Below are 18,627 nucleotides of genomic sequence, written 5' to 3'. Positions count from 1 at the left end.
CGGGGGATCGCCGTAGGTAACGTTATTCCCAAACATATGTAAGTTTGAAAACAGCAGATTGACCCAAGGAGTGCCTTGGAGGAACCAACGAGGAGGTGAACAGTATGGACATTGCAATCACGATCGTTCTCGTTGTGGCCGCGCTCGTTATTGGGTTCGGAGTCGGATATTTTATTCGCAAATCTCTTGCAGAGGCTAAAATCTCCAGTGCGGAACAAGCTGCCGTACAGATCGTTGAGAACGCGAAGAAAGAGGCAGAAGCACAGAAGAAAGAGACGGTGCTGGAAGCGAAGGATGAGATTCATCGCATTCGGGCCGAAGCTGAAAAAGACACTCGTGAACGTCGGAATGAAATTCAACGACAAGAAAGACGATTGTTGCAAAAAGAAGAGTCGCTGGATAAAAAGATGGAATCACTCGAACGTAAAGAAGAGCAAGTGGCCAACAAAGAGAAACGTATTGATGAGACACAGCAGCAGATCGAAATGATCTACAAAAATCAGGTGACGGAGCTGGAGCGTATATCCAACCTCACTATGGAAGATGCACGCAGTATCATACTGTCCAACGTAGAACAGGAAGTTCGTCATGAGACGGCTCAAATGATCAAGGACATTGAACAGCAGGCGAAGGAAGAAGCGGACAAAAAATCCCGCGAAATTATTACCCTTGCCATTCAGCGTTGTGCGGCTGACCATGTGGCAGAGACAACCGTATCTGTTGTCACTTTGCCTAACGAAGAAATGAAAGGCCGGATTATCGGTCGTGAAGGACGTAACATCCGTGCACTTGAAACCCTTACGGGGATTGACCTTATTATCGATGATACGCCAGAAGCAGTTATTCTGTCGGGCTTTGACCCGATCCGTCGTGAGATTGCCCGTACTGCCCTTGAGAAATTGGTGGCTGACGGACGCATTCACCCGGCACGCATTGAAGAGATGGTGGAGAAATCCCGCAAAGAAGTGGACGAGCGCATCCGTGAATATGGTGAGCAAGCTACCTTTGAAGTGGGTGTACATGGTCTGCATCCGGATCTGATCAAAATACTGGGCCGGTTGAAGTTCCGTACAAGTTACGGTCAGAACGTCTTGAAGCATTCAATGGAGGTCGCTTATCTGGCTGGACTGATGGCTGGCGAACTCGGAGAAGACGTTACACTTGCAAGACGTGCAGGTCTACTGCATGACATCGGTAAAGCGCTGGATCACGAAGTGGAAGGATCACACGTTGAAATCGGCGTGGAGCTGGCGAAGAAATACAAAGAACATCCGGTAGTAATCAACAGTATCGCGTCCCATCACGGGGATTGCGAAGCAACTTCGGTCATTGCCATGCTGGTTGGTGCAGCAGATGCACTGTCTGCAGCAAGACCGGGTGCACGCCGCGAAACACTGGAGACGTATATCAAACGACTGGAGAAACTGGAAGAGATTTCGGAATCGTTCGAAGGTGTCGAGAAATCGTATGCCATTCAAGCTGGACGCGAAGTTCGCGTTATGGTGCAGCCTGAGAAAATCGACGATGCAGAAGCATTCCGTCTCGCACGTGACATCACGAAGATGATCGAGAATGAACTCGATTATCCGGGTCATATCAAAGTCACCGTCATCCGGGAAACCCGGGCGGTTGAATACGCTAAATAGAGCTTTACGGAAAAGTGGCCGCTGTAGTGGGCCACTTTTCCTGTTGAAAGCCCGGTAATGGGCTTGATAGGACGAACTAGTGAGTTAGGAATGCCCGTAAAGACTTGATGCTGGTTATACCAAGTTAAGCTTGCGGGGAATTAAGGAGGCAATGCAATGAAAGTGCTGTTTATCGGTGATATTGTGGGTAATGTAGGACGTAAGGCTTTGAAGGAGAACTTGCCATATCTGAAGACGAAATATAAACCACATGTGGTTATTGTTAATGGAGAAAATGCAGCCGCTGGCCGTGGAATCACGGGGGCTATTGCCAACGAATTTTTCAACTGGGGTGTGCACGGGATTACGCTTGGCAACCATACTTGGGACAATAAGGACATTTTTGATTTTATAGATGACGAACCGCGCATGATCCGACCTGCCAACTTTCCACCAGGAACACCAGGCAGAGGATACACGGTGGTCAAAGGTGAAGGCAAGGAGCTGGCGATCGTGAATTTGCAGGGTCGTACGTTTTTGCCCGCGCTTGATTGCCCATTCCGCGTTGCGGATGAGATTGTGGATGAGCTGCGCCGGGATCATAAATGCATTCTGGTCGATATGCATGCCGAGGCGACTTCCGAGAAGATTGCCATGGGCTGGCATCTGGATGGGCGTGCGTCACTGGTTGTAGGTACACATACACATGTACAAAGTAATGATGACCGTATTCTACCTGGTGGAACAGCATACTTGACGGATGCGGGCATGGTCGGGCCGCGAGATGGAATCCTCGGTATGGAGCGTGAAGCCGTACTACGAAAATTTTATACCCAGCTGCCGGTACGTTTTGTAGTTGATGACGGCAAGTGGCATTTCCATGGTGTATTCGTTGAAATTGACGAGTCCACAGGTGCAGCAACCAAAATTGAAAAAATCCGCCTGATGGAAGACGAGTGGCGCATGGAATAGGGGTATTGCCCCATTTTGCAAGGAAACCCGTCTAAAAAGAAGGAATTTTTTTACCTCCCGCGAATAACATCTAGTAAGTGGAAACAAACATTCAACATTCCCAGGGAGGTACTTACCATGGAAGTATTAAAAGTTTCAGCAAAGTCCAATCCCAATTCCGTAGCCGGCGCACTTGCAGGAGTTCTTCGTGAACGTGGAAATGCTGAACTGCAGGCCATTGGAGCGGGAGCACTGAACCAAGCCATTAAAGCGGTAGCGATAGCCCGGGGATTTGTAGCACCAAGCGGAGTTGACTTGATTTGTATTCCAGCTTTTACAGACATTGTGATAGACGGTGAGGATCGAACGGCCATTAAGCTGATTGTAGAGCCCAGATAATACATGTGATTATGCATTGAACCTGTTTACAGAGTAGACAGGTTTTTTTGCATTCTGTCTATAGGCTTAATAAGAATAAGGTTTACATAGGGAGGGTTAATCATGACCAAGTGGCAAGTAGCCGATTTCCACTGTGATGCGCTCAGCAAAATGTTAATGCAATCTGAACTGTCCTTCGAAGATGGTTCAACACTGGATGTCAATCTGGAGCGGATGAAGCAAGGGAATGTGGGTCTGCAGGCATTTGCCATTTATTTGCCTGAAGTGCTCGGCAGGGGCAAGTTTGAACATGTGGTTGGTCAGCTGGAGGTATATCACACACGTGTGGAGAAGAGCCCTGAACGGCTTGGGGGCGTAAACAAATTATTATGGCGGGAACAGGTTGGTGAGGTCGGTCAAACGGCTAATCCTTGGGGGCTGTTGACGCTGGAAGGTGTAGACGGACTCGAGGGGAATCTGTTTTATCTAGAGCTATGTTACCAAATGGGAGTAAGAATAGTAGGGCTCACCTGGAATTATGCCAACTGGGCAGCTGATGGTGTGTTGGAGAAGCGAGGAGCAGGATTGACCGAGAGAGGCAGGGAGCTGGTCCGCCTTTGTAACCGGATTGGCATGCTGCTGGATGTGTCACATCTCACGGAGAAGGGATTCTGGGAGCTGGCTGAGCTGAGTGAGCGTCCGTTTATCGCTTCACATTCCAACAGCTATACGGTTTGTCCAAATGTGCGTAATCTGAAGGATGATCAGATCCGGGCTATCATTGCACGGGAAGGGCGGATTGGGCTAACGTTTGTTCCCTGGTTTGTGAAGCAGGAGGGAGAAGTTAGAATCGAACATTTGCTGCCACATATTGAACAGATCTGTTCGCTTGGCGGGGAGCAGCACCTGATGATGGGCTCGGATTTTGATGGTATACCCACATACATTCAAGATCTTGAACACACAGGCCAATATCCGAGGCTGATCGAAACCCTTCTCCAACACTACGATGAGAAGCTGGTACGCGGCTGGTTGTGGGATAATGCCATGAGTTATCTTGGGAAACATCTGCCTGAGGGGAATTTGTAATAAACACCAATTACAACAGCGAAAGCACTGCATTCAATACAGATTGTTTTACAGAATAAGGATATTATTGATAGTGAAATAAGTGTATTTCATGAATTTTCAGCAGTTCGTTTTCATTTCACGTCAAAAAGGGGTATAATACCATTGGATTGTTAAGAGCCTAATCGTAGGCCACAGATAAACAAGGAGTGAAATTCACGATGAGTAAAACAGTACCAGTGGGCGTATCCGCCCGTCACATTCATGTATCCCAAGAGCACGTTGAAATTTTGTTTGGTAAAGGTTACGAATTGACTGAGTTTAAACCTCTGTCCCAACCTGGTCAATATGCTGCGAACGAAACAGTAGCAGTCATCGGTTCCAAAGGACAGTTTGATAAAGTGCGTATCCTTGGACCTGTGCGTCCTGAGACACAACTGGAAATCTCGATGACAGACTCTTTCGCCATTGGCGTTAAGGCACCTGTTCGCGAGTCCGGAAGCATTGAAGGTACACCTGGCATCACGATCAAAGGACCAGCTGGTGAAGTTACGATTGATAAAGGTGTTATCGTTGCTGCCCGCCATATCCACTTCCATACTTCCGATGCTGCTAAATGGGGTATCGAAGACAAACAAATGCTGAAAGTTCGCCTTGGCGGAGATCGTGGTCTGGTACTTGAAAATGTACTGGCTCGTGTATCCGACTCTTTCGCACTGGACATGCATATTGACACAGATGAAGCAAATGCTGCTGGCGCACGTAACGGCGACACTGCTGAAATTATCGACTAATCAACTGAATCGACATTCAACTGAATTTTCTTCGGTTGGAGCAACTTAGAAAACCTGAGTACATCCTGGTAAGCTGTTTTACACAGCGAAGGGGTTTGTGCTCGGGTTTTTGTGTATTTTGCGTCATGTATGAGGCAGAGTTTGTATGGTAGGATTGTTAAATCAATGGCGGTTTGGAATGTGGAATTACAGCCCAGATCATGTTATAATTTGATGTAATGCTCTTTTGGTGCATGTTGTATGAAATCGATAAGAATCCAAGAGAGATAAAGAAGTTAGAAATATGAGATGGTGACTTTTTTGCAGAGGTTGCTGCTCATATCGAACGTATATACAACTGCCTGATGCACCGTGTTGTCTTAAGAACTTGAAACTTTTATTAATAGAGGCTGTAAGGAGTGACCGAAGGAAATGGCTAAAGACTCAAAAAAGGATTACTCCCAGTATTTTGATTTCTCCGATGCCAAAGTAATTTCGCAAGATGAATTCAGCAAAAAGATTCGAATTCGGGGCCGTGAGATCAACATCAAGTCGGAGCCTAATCATCGTCAGGAGAAACAACGGGGCAAGGAAGACGTTCAGGTGCTCTATGAGAATGCAGTACCGGACGAACTGAAAACGATTGGTAAAGGCAAACACTATATCGTATACACGTACGGCTGTCAGATGAACGAGCATGATTCCGAGACCATTAAGGGACTCCTGGAATCCATGGGATATCAGGCAACCGAGGACCGCAAAGAGGCGGACATTATATTGCTGAACACATGTGCCATCCGTGAAAATGCGGAAGATAAGGTGTTTGGTGAGCTGGGTCACCTCAAAACGCTGAAGACGGAGCGTCCAGGGCTGCTGCTTGGCGTATGCGGGTGCATGTCTCAGGAAGAAGGTGTCGTGAACCGGATCATGCAAAAGCATGGCTTTGTGGATATGATCTTTGGTACGCATAACGTTCACCGATTGCCGCATCTGATTCAGGAAGCGCTCTTCAGCAAGGAAATGGTTGTTGAGGTTTGGTCCAAGGAAGGCGACATTATCGAGAACCTGCCGAAGAAACGTGAAGGCATGCGCGGCTGGGTGAATATCATGTATGGCTGTGACAAATTCTGTACATATTGCATCGTTCCATTTACACGGGGGAAAGAGCGCAGTCGCAGACCGGAAGATGTAATCGCCGAGGTTCGTGAGCTGGCAAGACAGGGATTCAAGGAAATCACATTGCTTGGGCAGAACGTGAATGCTTATGGCAAGGATTTTACGGATCTGAAATACAGTTTCGGTGACCTGATGGACGATATTCGCAAAATCGACATTCCGCGTGTACGGTTTACAACCAGTCACCCACGGGATTTCGATGATCGACTGATTGAGGTGCTTGCCAAGGGCGGAAACCTGGTGGAACACATCCACTTGCCAGTACAGTCTGGCAGCACAGAAGTGCTGAAGCGCATGAGTCGTAAGTACAGCCGTGAACATTATCTCCAGCTGGCGGATAAAATTAAGAGAGCCATCCCTAATGTCGTTCTGACCACGGACATTATCGTTGGTTTCCCAGGTGAGACAGATGAGCAGTTCGAAGACACGTTGTCACTGGTGCGCGAAGTAGGATATGACTTTGCTTATACCTTTATCTATTCTCCTCGCGAAGGTACGCCTGCTGCGGTGATGGAGGATAACGTGCCGATGGAAGTGAAGAAGGAACGTTTGAAACGCCTGAATGAAACCATCAACGAATACAGCCACAGAAGCAATGAACAGCAACGTGGCAAGATCGTTGAAGTGCTCGTCGAGGGCGAGAGCAAGCGGAATTCGAGCGTCCTTGCAGGACGTACACGCAGTAATAAGCTGGTACATTTCGAAGGACCCAAAGAATTGATCGGTACATTTGTGAACGTGGAAATTACCGATCCGATGACTTTTTATATCCGTGGCAACCTGCTCACCGAGACGGTAGCCGCCAATCAGTAATACAAGACAACCGAATAAGATGAATGTTGGATTTGCACTTAGCGGAGAGTGCGGTGCCAATCTGGAAAAGCGTAGCGTTCGCCTTTATAACCGGATTTTACCCTATGAAAAATAGTTCAGAAAATCCGGTTATAACAGCGATTGAAAGATGGCACTGGAATCGGAGCGGCTAAGGCGAGAATAAACAATTCATCTTATAATATCTCATAGAAATGGAGCGATTTCAGTGGCGCAGGAAGAAGAAGTGCAGTACAACCATTATGGAATGCCTACCTACGATACGCGCAATCTGGTCATACGCGACGACATTATGGGAAAAGCCAAAGAATTGGCTGATATGCTCGGCACAAGCGAGGAAGTAAGACATTTCCAACAGGCTGAGTCCAAAATTCGCGATCATGAGCGTATCCAGCAATTGATTGCAACAATCAAGAAGAAGCAGAAGGAGATCGTTGCCTTCGAAAGCTTCAAAAATGCAGAGATGGTCAGCAAAATTGAACAGGAAATTGAAGAATTGCAGGATGAACTGGACAGCATCCCATTGGTAACCGAGTTCCAGCAGAGCCAAAGCGATATCAACTACCTGCTTCAACTTGTCATCTCTGTCATTCGGGATACCGTTTCCGAAAAAGTGAACGTGGAGGCAGGCACGGATTCACCTCCGTCCAGCTGCGGTTAATGGACAAGAAGGGTGCGGACGCGGTCCGTGCCTTTTTTGACTTATAGGAACAGGGAGCTAATACAATCGATCTTGAAATACATTTCGAAGAGCTCCACGCAGTGGGGTTCTTTTGTGCGTGTACGGGCTGCCGAATGCCATACAGGAATAAGACCAGGCTGGCAAGAGCAGGCTTATTAATATTGATCAGCGGTATGAAGGAGATAGCCTCCGAGAGTCAGCAGCAAGATTACAAGTACAATAAAAAATATAGACAACTTAGTCGATAACATTAATGTGCAACAAAGGGGAAATGGAAAATGGATATTTTGGATAAAATGGTCGAAGAGGGCAATGAACGATTCTGGGGTTTCCTGGGTTGTCGTTATATCAAAGGGAATGAAAAGGAAGTACAGATCGCATTAACGGCTGGCGAACATCATACGAATTCGATGGGGATTATTCATGGCGGAGTGCTTACTTCCCTGATGGATCAAGCGATGGGGATGGTAGCTACAGCAGCGATGGCCGTGGACAGCTGCGTTACGACCAATCTGAATGTGCATTTTCTGGCACCGATGAAACAGGGTGAGTTAATGGTGACAGCAACGGTGCTGCACCAAGCCGGACGAAGCCTCACCGCCCAAGCGGAAATTCGTGATGCATCAGGTACATTAGGATGTATGGCAACAGCCACGTTCCGTGTGGCACGATCAAAAACGCCAAGTACAGAATCCAAAGGTTGACAAACGACATTATTATGTCATAATGAGATTATCAAAATGAAAGTAGTCGGTGGTGCCCATGAGCGAAAACTACGAACACGTCAATGAAGAGAACGATGAACAGGCAGCACTTGCCTATAGTTCCAAGAAATATCGTACCCCCGATGGCGTTCCTGCGGATATCGTGATGTTCACCTTAACCAAGAGAGAACGCAAGACGGTAACCAAGACACTTCCCATTCGTGAACTGAAAGTGATGCTGATCAAGCGCAAAGGCTGGCCTTTTGCAGGTCGCTGGGCTTTGCCCGGTGGTTTCTGTCAGGAAAATGAGTCCATCTATGATGCTGCTAAGCGGGAGCTAATGGAGGAGACCGGTGTCGACGGCGGACATCTGGAATATTTGAATGTATATAGTCAACCCGGGCGTGACCCGAGGGGATGGATTATCTCCCATGCGTTTTTCGCGCTTGTAGAAGAATGGATGCTGGAACATCGCCAGGCGGCAGATGATGCTGAAGATGTGGGCCTGTTTACCATACAGGAAGCATTGCAGGAGCTGGAGCTTGCCTTTGACCACCGGACAATCATTGAGGACGCATATCGCCGCATACAGCAGCAGATGCTGGAAACGACGATTGCAAGACAATTTCTGCCGCGTGATTTTACGTTAAGCGAATTGTACCAGGTCATTCAGAGTGTGGTACCTGATTTTGAAGAACCAAACTTCATTCGGAAAATCACTTCCACTCGCAGTCGAAAAGGGATTGTCGAAGAGGTACGAGACGAAGAAGGGAACCTGCTAAGTTCCAACCAGTACTCACAGCGGCCGGCACAGCTTTATCGTTTCACGGAACTTGTACCACGTCTGTCGATCTATACTTAATTTCGGAAGTTCATCATTAAGGAGTGTATCTGGATCAACCCAACCTATTCTCAAAAGGGAGTGTGGACGATGAAAGCACTGATTGTGATTGATTTTACCCGTGATTTCGTAGACGGATCCTTGCCTGTAGGCCAGCCTGCGGTAGAGATTGAGGAGAGAGTTGCGGCGATAACGGAAGCATATTGTAATAATAAGCATGAAGTTATCATGGCAGTTGATCTGCATGAAGAGAGTGATCCGTACCATCCGGAAACGGCTCTTTTCCCACCGCATAATGTTAGAGGGACTGAAGGAAGGCAGCTATATGGCCGTCTGGCTCAGGTGATGCAGGAACGTCAAGAAGATATTCGGTGGATGGACAAAACAAGATACAGCGCATTCTGTGGTACAGACCTGGAACTCAGGCTGCGTGAACGCGGGATTACAGACATCTCACTGATCGGGGTATGTACGGATATTTGCGTTTTGCATACAGCGGTGGATGCCTACAACAAAGGTTTTCACATTACGGTGTATGAAGATGCCGTTGCCAGCTTCAACCCGGCGGGACATGAATGGGCACTCGGACATTTTCGATCAAGCCTTGGGGCTCAGGTTATTAAGGCCAGTGAGACCATACTTGCAAGGGCTTAGCCTGGCGTTGAGTGATGGGTTAATAAAATGATGAGCAGGAAATAAACCGGAGACTCGTATCCTTACACATGTTCAGAAACAAAAGTGAGGAGTCTCCACATGTTGACCCGAGTGCACAGGATACACTTGTGTAACGAGCGGAAGTCAGAGAGGATGAGACAAATGCAGACGACTAGCCTGGCTTTACATACGGATAAATATCAAATTAATATGATGTATGCACACTGGGTGAATGGAACTCACAAACGAAAAGCGGTGTTTGAGGCCTATTTCCGCAAGCTTCCGTTTGGTAACGGTTATGCCGTTTTTGCCGGTTTGGAACGGATTGTGAACTATATCAGCCAGCTTCGCTTCACCATGGAAGACATCAAATATTTATCCAAACAAGAGGAAAATTACGATCCGGTCTTTCTGGAAGAGTTGCTCCAGTTTTCATTTCAGGGGACAATTCACTCCATGAAGGAAGGAGCGCTCGTTTTCCCTGATGAACCGCTCATTCGGGTAGAAGGCTCCATTATGGAGACCCAACTGGTGGAGACGGCAATACTTAACTTCATGAACTATCAGACCTTGATTGCGACGAAGGCTTCGCGGATCAAACAGGTGGCCAGTCAGGACACGCTGCTAGAATTTGGAACCAGACGGGCTCAGGAAGCCGATGCAGCCATATGGGGTGCACGGGCATCATATGTCGCCGGATTCCATGCAACGTCCAACATGCTGGCAGGAGAACGTTTTGGCATTCCGACAGCAGGAACACATGCCCACTCTTGGGTACAGAGTTTCATGAGTGAGCAGGAGGCGTTTGACGTCTATGCCAAAGTGCTGCCAGATCAGGTGACCCTGCTCGTAGATACCTTTGATACGCTGAATAGTGGAGTACCTCATGCGATCAAAACAGCCAAAATGCTCGAAAGCCAGGGCAAGAAAATGAATGCCATCCGTCTGGATAGCGGTGACCTTGCCTACCTGTCCATTCAGGCACGTCAAATGCTGGATGAGGCAGGACTGGATTACGTTAAAATTGTGGCGTCCAATGACCTGGATGAGAACACGATCTTCAACCTGAAAGCTCAGGGCGCTCGCATCGATACATGGGGCGTAGGTACACAGCTGATTACAGCATCCGACCAGCCATCCCTCGGCGGGGTTTACAAGCTGGTCGAACGTGAAGTGGATGGTGCCATGCTGCCGACGATCAAAATATCGGCCAATCCCGAGAAGGTATCCACCCCAGGCAAAAAAGAAGTATTCCGGATCATTGATCCGAAGCATGGCAAGGCCATTGCAGACTATATCTGCTATCCTGGAGAAGAACAGCCGCTTCAGGGCGGGCCGCTCAAGCTGTTCAATCCGCTACACCCGTATCTCAAAAAGACAGTAACGCGCTATGAAGCGGTAAATATGCTTGAACCAATCTTTGTGAATGGGTTGAAAGTATATGAGCTGCCTACCCTGGATGAAATCCGTAGATACCACCGTGAACAGATGGATCTGTTCTGGCCAGAGTATTTGCGTAAACTCAATCCGGAGATTTACCGTGTGAACATCAGCCCGGCAGCATGGAATATGAAGCAGAAGCTGATTGCTGAACACGTACAATTCACAGAGGAATGAGAATGGAAGAAGGCATAATCGGTATGTTTACCGGGTTATGCCTTTTTGGTTTCAGATTTGTTTTGCAACTGTTCATCTCCTTCAGGCTTGGCTTTACGAATTAACGCGGCTGTATCCAACGTCACGACAGAGGGGGTAGGAGCCGCAGTATAATAGGGTTGAGGACGGAATGTAGTCTAACATGGGCATAATTATTTCTCGGGAAATGGTAAAAGACGTCAAAATTCTGCATCGTGCAGAAGTTATGGATCTGCATAGTCTTAAGGAGTTGCACCTGGACAGCACGGGCAGCATCCAATTTGCGAGCAATTCCAGAATCTTACGTTTTCTGTTTCAAGCATGCAGCCTCGGGGGATGAATCATTGAGGGAGGTGTACTCATGAAATGGATCTTGGGAATGATCTGGCTGGCCTTCTTGGTATATGCATGGATTTGGGCACCTGGAAAGCCTATGGGGAGCGATCCTGTGTTCAAAGAGTTGATTACGCTGCAGAGCAAGGAAGCATGGTTGATGACCGTGTTCTCATGGCTGGGTATTTTTCCAGCGATCTTCACTTGTCTCCTGTTAAAAACACCTGCAAACGAGCGTGGAAGCCGTGTGCCTGTTTGGCCGTTCGTGCTCTTGTCTTTTGGCTTGGGAGCCTTTGCGCTTCTTCCTTTTTTCGCATGGTCTTCACCAAAGCGGAGTAGACGGGGAACGGAGCATCTTCATTTTGGCTATCGCCGCAGCTCTGTAATTGGGCGGATTGCAGCACACAAACTGACTCATGGTATACTTTTATTGTTGACGTTGGGTACGGCATGCTACGGATTCATTCAAGGCCATCCGGCTGTATATATGGAAGCATTCAGGCAATCTTCCTTTGTACATATTATGACGATTGATTTTATTGTGCTGACACTGCTCTCCGTTATTGCAATCTATAGGGATGCCGTGTTCAGTCGCAGATCGCGTGTATGGGCATTAACAGGGGTGGTGCCCCTGATTGGACCGCTCGTGTATTTGGTAGCGGATAGAAGAAGTGCAGCTTAAGATCAGAAAAATCACCAAACATAAGGAGAGGATTTACATGGAGAATACGTTTCCGGCATATGTCATCCGAAGTCAAGAACAAGGCGGAGTTAAGGCATCTGTAGAACAGTTGAAAAAAGAAGATCTGCCGAATGGAGATGTGACTGTACAAGTACAGTACTCCAGTGTCAATTATAAGGATGGACTCGCTACAATCGAAAAAGGGGGAGTTGTTCGTGAATATCCCATGGTACCTGGGATCGACCTGGCAGGTATGGTAGAAGAGTCCGTAAGTGGACGATTTGCCCCGGGGGACCGGGTGATCAGCACAGGCTTTGAGCCAGGGGTGTCTCATTTTGGAGGCTACAGCAGATACGCTCGTCTACGGAGTGAGTGGCTGGTTCCGCTGCCGCCGGGTCTCAGCGAGAAGGAAGCGATGGCAATCGGTACAGCCGGTTTTACGGCAGCTTTGTCGGTTGATGCTTTACTTCAGGCTGGGGTTACACCAGACATGGGCAAGATTTTGGTTACGGGGGCAACCGGAGGCGTTGGGAGTATAGCTGTGGCCATTCTGGCGAAGCTTGGCTTTGAAGTGACGGCTAGTACCGGAAAAAAGAAAGATCAGGAGAAGTTGCTTATAGATCTGGGCGCCTCACATGTTATTACACGCGAAGAAGCTGACGCCCCGGCCAAAGGGGCGATGGGCAAACAGCTGTGGGCAGGGGTTGTTGATCCTGCCGCAGGCCCAGCACTGGCCGAACGCTTGAAACAGGTTCAATATGGAGGTGCAGTTGCCGTATCCGGACTGACTGCTGGATCCCGGTTTGAATCTACCGTATTTCCCTTTATCATGCGGGGCATTCAGTTAATCGGGATTGATTCGGTGTATTGTCCAATGGAGAGACGGGAACGCTTGTGGAACCTCCTTGGCGGGGATTGGAAGCCGGATCGCGCGCTGGAGCTGGGCATTCAGGAGATCACCTGGGCACAGCTGCCACACACGCTGGAGAACATTTTGCAGGGTGGGGCGGTCGGTCGTACCGTGGTAAATACGATGGCAGAGATTCCAACCGAATAAGATTCTTTTCTCCTAGACATGCTAATCCTACCTAAGATTGCCACGAATCACGAAGTGGTGCGAAAGGAAGGAAACGTATGCGTGTTGGAAGAAAAGAGGCGCAGTGGGAAGTAGGACGAGGTGCAAGAACCGTAATTGCTGGCTGTATTATCCTGCTGTGTATGGGATCACTTGTTGCCTGTTCAAATGAATCTGCTCAGCAGGAGCGAAAGGTATACAGCGGGCAAGCGACGGAAGAGGGCAATGTGAGAGCCAAGAGTCAGGGACACGGCTTGAATGGCCCACTGATACAGGAGCTGGATAAATCTTTTGCCGCCAAAGACATCAAGTTAATGAACAACATGTCCGCAGATGATGGCGAAGGTGGAATCTCCTATATGTACCTGCTGAATGGCAGCGGCCGACATATTGTGAAGGTTCACATTTTTGGTGATCCGGACACACGAACCGCACGAATGAAAGAAATGTACGGGATTTCTGACGAGCAGGCAGTGATTGAAAATGCACTTGGCCAAACAACGATTCGGAGCAAAGGGTATGTGTCACTTGTATACACCGCTTCAGGTGGAGAGAAGGACATTTATGGAGAAAAGGTGACCCAAGTGTTCCAGCATGTGCTGAATCAGTTGAACTGATCTCAGATGCAGGAAAGCAGCAATATCCTTAAACTTATTAGTTCATTCATGGGATGAAATAAATAAATTTATAGAAAAACACAAACCCGTCTGATAATTCAGACGGGTTTGTATATTTCGCGCATCACATGCCGCAGCTCCGGAATAATGATTTTTTCCATTGCTAGCTTGACTGCACCTTTGGAGCCCGGCATGGAGAAAACAGCCGTCCGTCCAATCGTTCCGGCTACGGCTCTGCTCAGAATCGCAGCTGAACCGATATCCTCTGTATAACTGAGGAAACGAAAGATTTCACCAAAGCCGGGCAGTTCCTTGTCAAGTAGGGAGGATACGGCTTCATACGTTGTATCTCTAGGAGCGATCCCGGTACCCCCACTGAGCAGTACGGCTTCAATATCATCCCGTACAGCTGCATCCTGCAGAATGGTGCGGATGCGCTCGGTTTCGTCTGGCGTAATGATATATTCGGCAATTTCATATCCTGCCTCAGTCAGCAGTTGATGCATGAGTTGTCCGCTGGTATCCGTGTCCTTGGTGCGGGTATCGGATACAGTGACAACCATGCAAGAGACCTTGTCCGGTGCTTCTTGACGATGTTGTTCCACTGAGTTGGTCATGAGACATCCTCCTAATCCATATTTTCTCATAGCATAGACCATTCGGCAGTTTCAGGCAATGCGCCTGAGTGAATTGCTCCGTATTGCACATTGAATGCAGGATGGTGTACACTCGCAAGATATAGAACTAGTATGTTTCATACAATGGTCAGCCAGAGAGGTGTATAGCAATGAGTGTAACGAGTGAAAAAGAAAAGTCCATACCAGTATATATATTGTCAGGTTTTTTGGGGAGCGGAAAAACGACGCTTCTTGTGCAGTTGATTGAACATTGGCAGCAAGCAGGCTTGCGTCCTGCAGTAGTCATGAACGAGCTTGGTGAGGTAAACCTCGATGGTCAGGTGGTAGATGCTGAAGTACCCATGACCGAAATGCTCGGGGGCTGCATCTGTTGTACGGTTCGAGGCGACTTGGGTCTTCAGCTTGCTGATCTTGTGCAGGAGGAGTCGCCGGATGTCATTGTCATTGAAGCGACGGGAGCAGCCAACCCGATGGAAATTCTGGATGCCGTGACGGAGACTTCGTTGTACATGCGTCTTGAGCTGAAAAGTCTCATTACCGTTGTGGATGCAGCACATCTGTCAGGCTTGTACCAAGAGCAGAAGGGGCAGACATTCAAGCTGATGCAGGAGCAGATTCGCTGTGCCTCGGTATTGATTCTGAACAAAACAGACCGGGTCGGTGAACAGGAAATAAGTGATCTGCAGCAGCTGCTCACGAAGTGGAACGGTTTTGCCCCGGTTATTCAGGCTGTGAGATGTGAAGTCGACATGGATCTGCTGCTTCAAAGTGGAGATGGGGTGCATGCCTATCAGGCTGCAGCTGAATCGGATCATCAAGAGACTGCGACAGCGCACGTCCATACTGAGGCATGTTCAGAGCATGGTTGTGGTCATAGTCATGAACATCATCATGATCATCACACTCCGCACGCATCACATGAGCATGTTATGGTATATACGCACTATTTCAACCAACCGGTGAATAGCGAAGCTTTTGAGCGGTTTATAGCTGGATTGCCGCGAGATGTTTACCGAGCCAAGGGAATTCTCTCCTTTAGTGATACAGCTAGCCGCTTCTGGTTTCAGTATGCGTATCGGGAATCGGACTATATGAAAATCACGCCTCAGGGTGACGTGCCCAATGTGGCTGTGTTCATAGGTGAGCATTTTGACCAGGCTGTCATTCGCCATCAATTGCTGGAAATGGAATCCATAAATCAGGCTTAATGATTCAAGGTTCCTCCGAACTGGGTATTAAGAAGCATAGCAAACTTTGCCTGGGAGGTAACTTTAAATGACACAAAAACAATATCAACAATGTATTGATGCTTGCCTGGAGTGCATGAATGCTTGCAATGTATGTTACATATCCAGCCTGAAAGAATACGATCTAGCGATGCTTCGTGACTGTATCCGACTGGACCGCGAATGTGCCGAAATCTGTGGCTTCGCTGCTCAAGCCATGACGCGTGGCAGTGACTTCATCGCTGAAATTTGCGAACTTTGCGTAAAAGCTTGCGAAGCATGTGCAGCGGAATGCAGCAAACATGAACACGATCACTGTCAGGCATGCGCCGAAGCTTGCCGTAAATGTGCAGAGGCTTGCCGTTTGATGGCAGCAGTAGCTTAATTATAGAAGCATGAATGAGCGGCCAAATGGATTTGAATATGATTGGCGCAATCCCCTCTTGAAATCAACGCAGAGTACATCAAACCAGATGTACGGATACGTTGCAATCATGAGGGGATTTTTGCGATGACGAGCACTTGAAAGTATGCACCACATATGGGATGCTACAGAACAGGATGATAGGATCAGGCTGCCTTCATCGGAGAATAGTTCCTACAGGTTGCCAAAGTCAGAAGTGATATGTATAATGATGGAAATGTATTGACATGATGATAAATATCCGTGATCGGGAGAGTAACCAGAATCATGCTAAACAGCGAGCCGGAGTAGGTGGAAGCCGGTATGACATGACCTGTGTGAACCGCACCCGTGAGATGGTTATCCGAAGTGATGCTTTATGGGAGTGAAAGGCAAAGCATCTTCATGAGGGTAATCCGGCATGCGGCCGTTATTCGCACCAAGCGGAGCAGCTTCGGGCGCCATACAACATGTGGCAGTACGAGGTTGTTCACTTAGAGTGGTACCGCGGGAACTGTCAGATCAGCTCTCGTCTCTTTTATAGAGACGAGAGCTTTTTTATTTTTATATTTTGTTAATCCATATCAGGCAAAGGAGTGTTTATTATGTTAATGAAACAAGCGGCAGTACATCTTGCTCCTCTTACGGGGCTGGAGGAAGAAGAGGTTCTCAAGCTTTTGGAAATCCCGCCACAACCGGAGCTCGGGGATGCAGCATTCCCTTGTTTTGTACTCGCCAAATCACGCAAGAAAGCACCTGCAGCGATTGCTGCGGAGATTGCCGGCGAACTGAAGACAGCAGACTTTACAGCTGTAGCAGCAGGGCCTTATGTGAATATCCAGTTTAACCGGGAAAAGTGGTCCTCGGAATTACTGGAATGGGTGGGCCAACCTTCGTTCGGTAAGCTCAATATTGGCAATGATGCACGCGTACTAATTGATATGTCGTCCCCCAACATCGCGAAACCGTTCGGAATTGGACATCTTCGTTCAACGGTTATTGGTGCAGCGTTATATCGGTTATACAGTGAAGCGGGATATGTCCCGGTGAGTGTAAATCATCTTGGAGACTGGGGAACCCAGTTTGGGAAACAAATTGCTGCCTACAAACGCTGGGGTAACGATGAAGCGCTTCAGGCAGAACCTATCCGCACTTCCCTAGAACTCTATGTACGGTTCCACGACGAAGCGGAGAATGACCCAACCTTGGAGACCGAAGCCCGTGAGTGGTTCCGCAAACTGGAACAGGGAGATGAAGAGGCCAGACGATTATGGGCGTTCTTTGTTGAAGTGAGCATGAAGGAATTCGACCGGATGTATGAACGTCTGAATGTACAGTTTGACCACACTCTCGGTGAGAGCTTCTACAATGACAAGATGGGAGCCGTTGTGGAAGATCTCAAAACCAAGGGTTTACTGGAAGAGAGCGACGGAGCGCTAGTCGTGCGTCTTGAGGAAGAGAATATGCCGCCTTGCCTGATAATCAAAAAGGACGGAACAACCATCTATCCGACACGGGATTTGGCCACAGCCGTTTATCGTCATGATGTTATGGAGGCAGATAAGCTGTTATATGTCGTTGGGGGAGAGCAAAAGCTGCATTTCAAACAGGTATTTGCCGTACTATCCCGGATGGGATATGAGTGGGCTGCGGACTGTGAGCATATTCCGTTCGGGTTAATGCGCTTTGAAGGGCGGAAGATGTCCACCCGGCGCGGTAAAGTCGTCTTTTTGCAGGAAGTGCTGGATGAAGCGGTTGCTCGGGCTTTACAGATCATCGAAGAGAAGAATCCAAATCTGGACAACGCGCAGGACGTTGCGGAAGCCGTAGGTGTAGGGGCGATTGTTTTTGGTGATTTGCGCAATAACCGGCTGAATGATGTCGATTTCTCTTTAGAAAGTGCAGTCAGTTTTGAAGGGGAGACCGGACCTTATGTGCAGTACACCTATGCTCGGATCAACAGTGTACTTGCCAAGGTTGAGGACGCGAACAATGATAGTGAAAATGGCCAATTGGCTAGCTCGAATGATACAGAGTTTAATGATGTCGCAGGTCGTGCAGCGACCGTTGGAGACGCCTCTTGGACGCTGCTTAAGTTATTGGCAGATTATCCGCAATATCTTGAAAAAGCCGTTGGGCGTAATGAACCTTCGGTGATTGCCAAGTATGCGATTGATTTGGCTCAGGCATTCAACCGTTTCTATCACGCAGAACGGATCGCTGACGCCCCCGCTGAAGTACGGCCGTTCCGGGTGAATCTAACCAAGTGCACAGCGGAACGTATTGTCCGCAGTCTCTATTTGCTCGGCGTCCGGGCACCTGAGCGGATGTGATG

20 protein-coding genes are annotated in these 18,627 nt (G+C 48.2%); 19 read left to right on the top strand and 1 reads right to left on the bottom strand.

Annotated features, from left to right (window positions below):
- Positions 1-104: 104 nt before the first annotated feature.
- The 15 genes from rny (at position 105) to CHH60_RS07210 (ending at position 14,025) form a co-directional block, all read left to right on the top strand.
- Positions 105-1,646: a ribonuclease Y gene (gene rny / locus CHH60_RS07275; RefSeq protein WP_095287693.1), complete on the top strand. Its 1,542-nt coding sequence runs from the start codon at positions 105-107 to the stop codon at positions 1,644-1,646.
- A 156-nt stretch (positions 1,647-1,802) separates the two neighbouring features.
- Positions 1,803-2,597: a TIGR00282 family metallophosphoesterase gene (locus CHH60_RS07270; protein WP_095358572.1), complete on the top strand. Its 795-nt coding sequence runs from the start codon at positions 1,803-1,805 to the stop codon at positions 2,595-2,597.
- A gap of 117 nt (positions 2,598-2,714) precedes the next feature.
- On the top strand, positions 2,715-2,975 hold the full coding sequence (locus CHH60_RS07265; protein ID WP_019005392.1) for a stage V sporulation protein S: 261 nt from the start codon (positions 2,715-2,717) through the stop codon (positions 2,973-2,975).
- Positions 2,976-3,077: 102 nt separating this feature from the next.
- Positions 3,078-4,043 carry a dipeptidase gene (locus tag CHH60_RS07260; RefSeq protein ID WP_095358571.1) on the top strand — a complete coding sequence of 322 codons (966 nt, stop codon included), beginning with the start codon at positions 3,078-3,080 and terminating at the stop codon, positions 4,041-4,043.
- Between the two features lie 200 nt (positions 4,044-4,243).
- Positions 4,244-4,816, top strand: a complete 573-nt coding sequence (pduL, locus tag CHH60_RS07255; protein ID WP_017689107.1) for a phosphate propanoyltransferase — start codon at positions 4,244-4,246, stop codon at positions 4,814-4,816.
- Between the two features lie 411 nt (positions 4,817-5,227).
- A complete protein-coding gene (gene miaB, locus CHH60_RS07250; RefSeq protein ID WP_095358570.1) occupies positions 5,228-6,784 on the top strand; it encodes a tRNA (N6-isopentenyl adenosine(37)-C2)-methylthiotransferase MiaB in 1,557 nt (518 codons plus the stop codon).
- A 265-nt stretch (positions 6,785-7,049) separates the two neighbouring features.
- On the top strand, positions 7,050-7,463 hold the full coding sequence (locus tag CHH60_RS07245; protein WP_095358694.1) for a RicAFT regulatory complex protein RicA family protein: 414 nt from the start codon (positions 7,050-7,052) through the stop codon (positions 7,461-7,463).
- A gap of 299 nt (positions 7,464-7,762) precedes the next feature.
- Positions 7,763-8,188: a PaaI family thioesterase gene (locus tag CHH60_RS07240; RefSeq protein ID WP_095358569.1), complete on the top strand. Its 426-nt coding sequence runs from the start codon at positions 7,763-7,765 to the stop codon at positions 8,186-8,188.
- Positions 8,189-8,246: 58 nt separating this feature from the next.
- Complete coding sequence (locus CHH60_RS07235; RefSeq protein WP_095287688.1) at positions 8,247-9,050, top strand: NUDIX hydrolase; 804 nt, start codon at positions 8,247-8,249, stop codon at positions 9,048-9,050.
- Positions 9,051-9,119: 69 nt separating this feature from the next.
- Positions 9,120-9,683: a cysteine hydrolase family protein gene (locus CHH60_RS07230; RefSeq protein WP_095358568.1), complete on the top strand. Its 564-nt coding sequence runs from the start codon at positions 9,120-9,122 to the stop codon at positions 9,681-9,683.
- A 162-nt stretch (positions 9,684-9,845) separates the two neighbouring features.
- A complete protein-coding gene (locus CHH60_RS07225; RefSeq protein ID WP_095287686.1) occupies positions 9,846-11,300 on the top strand; it encodes a nicotinate phosphoribosyltransferase in 1,455 nt (484 codons plus the stop codon).
- A 181-nt stretch (positions 11,301-11,481) separates the two neighbouring features.
- Entirely contained in the window at positions 11,482-11,658 is a 177-nt protein-coding gene (locus CHH60_RS30065; protein WP_181429972.1) for a hypothetical protein, read from the top strand.
- 21 nt (positions 11,659-11,679) lie between these two features.
- Positions 11,680-12,333 carry a hypothetical protein gene (locus CHH60_RS07220; protein ID WP_095358567.1) on the top strand — a complete coding sequence of 218 codons (654 nt, stop codon included), beginning with the start codon at positions 11,680-11,682 and terminating at the stop codon, positions 12,331-12,333.
- A 37-nt stretch (positions 12,334-12,370) separates the two neighbouring features.
- A complete protein-coding gene (locus CHH60_RS07215) occupies positions 12,371-13,390 on the top strand; it encodes an acrylyl-CoA reductase family protein (RefSeq protein ID WP_095358566.1) in 1,020 nt (339 codons plus the stop codon).
- Between the two features lie 77 nt (positions 13,391-13,467).
- Positions 13,468-14,025, top strand: a complete 558-nt coding sequence (locus CHH60_RS07210; protein WP_095358565.1) for a hypothetical protein — start codon at positions 13,468-13,470, stop codon at positions 14,023-14,025.
- Positions 14,026-14,123: 98 nt separating this feature from the next.
- Here the strand turns inward: CHH60_RS07210 and CHH60_RS07205 are convergent, their stop codons facing one another.
- Entirely contained in the window at positions 14,124-14,642 is a 519-nt protein-coding gene (locus CHH60_RS07205; protein ID WP_095358564.1) for a MogA/MoaB family molybdenum cofactor biosynthesis protein, read from the bottom strand.
- 170 nt (positions 14,643-14,812) lie between these two features.
- Here CHH60_RS07205 and CHH60_RS07200 point away from each other — a divergent pair, with 170 nt between their 5' ends.
- The 4 genes from CHH60_RS07200 (at position 14,813) to argS (ending at position 18,625) form a co-directional block, all read left to right on the top strand.
- Complete coding sequence (locus tag CHH60_RS07200) at positions 14,813-15,871, top strand: CobW family GTP-binding protein (RefSeq protein WP_095358563.1); 1,059 nt, start codon at positions 14,813-14,815, stop codon at positions 15,869-15,871.
- A gap of 67 nt (positions 15,872-15,938) precedes the next feature.
- Positions 15,939-16,274 (top strand): four-helix bundle copper-binding protein, encoded by a 336-nt coding sequence (locus tag CHH60_RS07195; RefSeq protein ID WP_095358562.1) that lies wholly within the window; start codon positions 15,939-15,941, stop codon positions 16,272-16,274.
- Between the two features lie 266 nt (positions 16,275-16,540).
- Positions 16,541-16,681 (top strand): hypothetical protein, encoded by a 141-nt coding sequence (locus CHH60_RS29720; RefSeq protein WP_176476002.1) that lies wholly within the window; start codon positions 16,541-16,543, stop codon positions 16,679-16,681.
- A gap of 216 nt (positions 16,682-16,897) precedes the next feature.
- Complete coding sequence (argS, locus tag CHH60_RS07190; protein ID WP_095358561.1) at positions 16,898-18,625, top strand: arginine--tRNA ligase; 1,728 nt, start codon at positions 16,898-16,900, stop codon at positions 18,623-18,625.
- The last annotated feature ends 2 nt before the right edge of the window (positions 18,626-18,627 follow it).

The organism is Paenibacillus sp. 7523-1 (assembly GCF_002276415.1).
GTDB lineage: Bacteria > Bacillota > Bacilli > Paenibacillales > Paenibacillaceae > Paenibacillus > Paenibacillus illinoisensis_A.
The sequence above is the reverse complement of the archived record's forward strand: the minus strand, read 5'-3'. Positions and strand labels throughout refer to the sequence as shown.

Coding starts and splice junctions, on each gene's coding strand:
- CHH60_RS07225 (WP_095287686.1), top strand. CDS start 9,846: ATGCAGACGACTAGCCTGGCTTTACATACGGATAAATATCAAATTAAT.
- CHH60_RS07245 (WP_095358694.1), top strand. CDS start 7,050: ATGCCTACCTACGATACGCGCAATCTGGTCATACGCGACGACATTATG.
- CHH60_RS07220 (WP_095358567.1), top strand. CDS start 11,680: ATGAAATGGATCTTGGGAATGATCTGGCTGGCCTTCTTGGTATATGCA.
- CHH60_RS07200 (WP_095358563.1), top strand. CDS start 14,813: ATGAGTGTAACGAGTGAAAAAGAAAAGTCCATACCAGTATATATATTG.
- rny (WP_095287693.1), top strand. CDS start 105: ATGGACATTGCAATCACGATCGTTCTCGTTGTGGCCGCGCTCGTTATT.
- CHH60_RS07260 (WP_095358571.1), top strand. CDS start 3,078: ATGACCAAGTGGCAAGTAGCCGATTTCCACTGTGATGCGCTCAGCAAA.
- CHH60_RS07240 (WP_095358569.1), top strand. CDS start 7,763: ATGGATATTTTGGATAAAATGGTCGAAGAGGGCAATGAACGATTCTGG.
- argS (WP_095358561.1), top strand. CDS start 16,898: ATGTTAATGAAACAAGCGGCAGTACATCTTGCTCCTCTTACGGGGCTG.
- CHH60_RS07195 (WP_095358562.1), top strand. CDS start 15,939: ATGACACAAAAACAATATCAACAATGTATTGATGCTTGCCTGGAGTGC.
- CHH60_RS30065 (WP_181429972.1), top strand. CDS start 11,482: ATGGGCATAATTATTTCTCGGGAAATGGTAAAAGACGTCAAAATTCTG.
- CHH60_RS07215 (WP_095358566.1), top strand. CDS start 12,371: ATGGAGAATACGTTTCCGGCATATGTCATCCGAAGTCAAGAACAAGGC.
- CHH60_RS29720 (WP_176476002.1), top strand. CDS start 16,541: ATGATGATAAATATCCGTGATCGGGAGAGTAACCAGAATCATGCTAAA.
- CHH60_RS07235 (WP_095287688.1), top strand. CDS start 8,247: ATGAGCGAAAACTACGAACACGTCAATGAAGAGAACGATGAACAGGCA.
- CHH60_RS07230 (WP_095358568.1), top strand. CDS start 9,120: ATGAAAGCACTGATTGTGATTGATTTTACCCGTGATTTCGTAGACGGA.
- CHH60_RS07210 (WP_095358565.1), top strand. CDS start 13,468: ATGCGTGTTGGAAGAAAAGAGGCGCAGTGGGAAGTAGGACGAGGTGCA.
- CHH60_RS07205 (WP_095358564.1), bottom strand. CDS start 14,642: ATGACCAACTCAGTGGAACAACATCGTCAAGAAGCACCGGACAAGGTC.
- miaB (WP_095358570.1), top strand. CDS start 5,228: ATGGCTAAAGACTCAAAAAAGGATTACTCCCAGTATTTTGATTTCTCC.
- CHH60_RS07270 (WP_095358572.1), top strand. CDS start 1,803: ATGAAAGTGCTGTTTATCGGTGATATTGTGGGTAATGTAGGACGTAAG.
- CHH60_RS07265 (WP_019005392.1), top strand. CDS start 2,715: ATGGAAGTATTAAAAGTTTCAGCAAAGTCCAATCCCAATTCCGTAGCC.
- pduL (WP_017689107.1), top strand. CDS start 4,244: ATGAGTAAAACAGTACCAGTGGGCGTATCCGCCCGTCACATTCATGTA.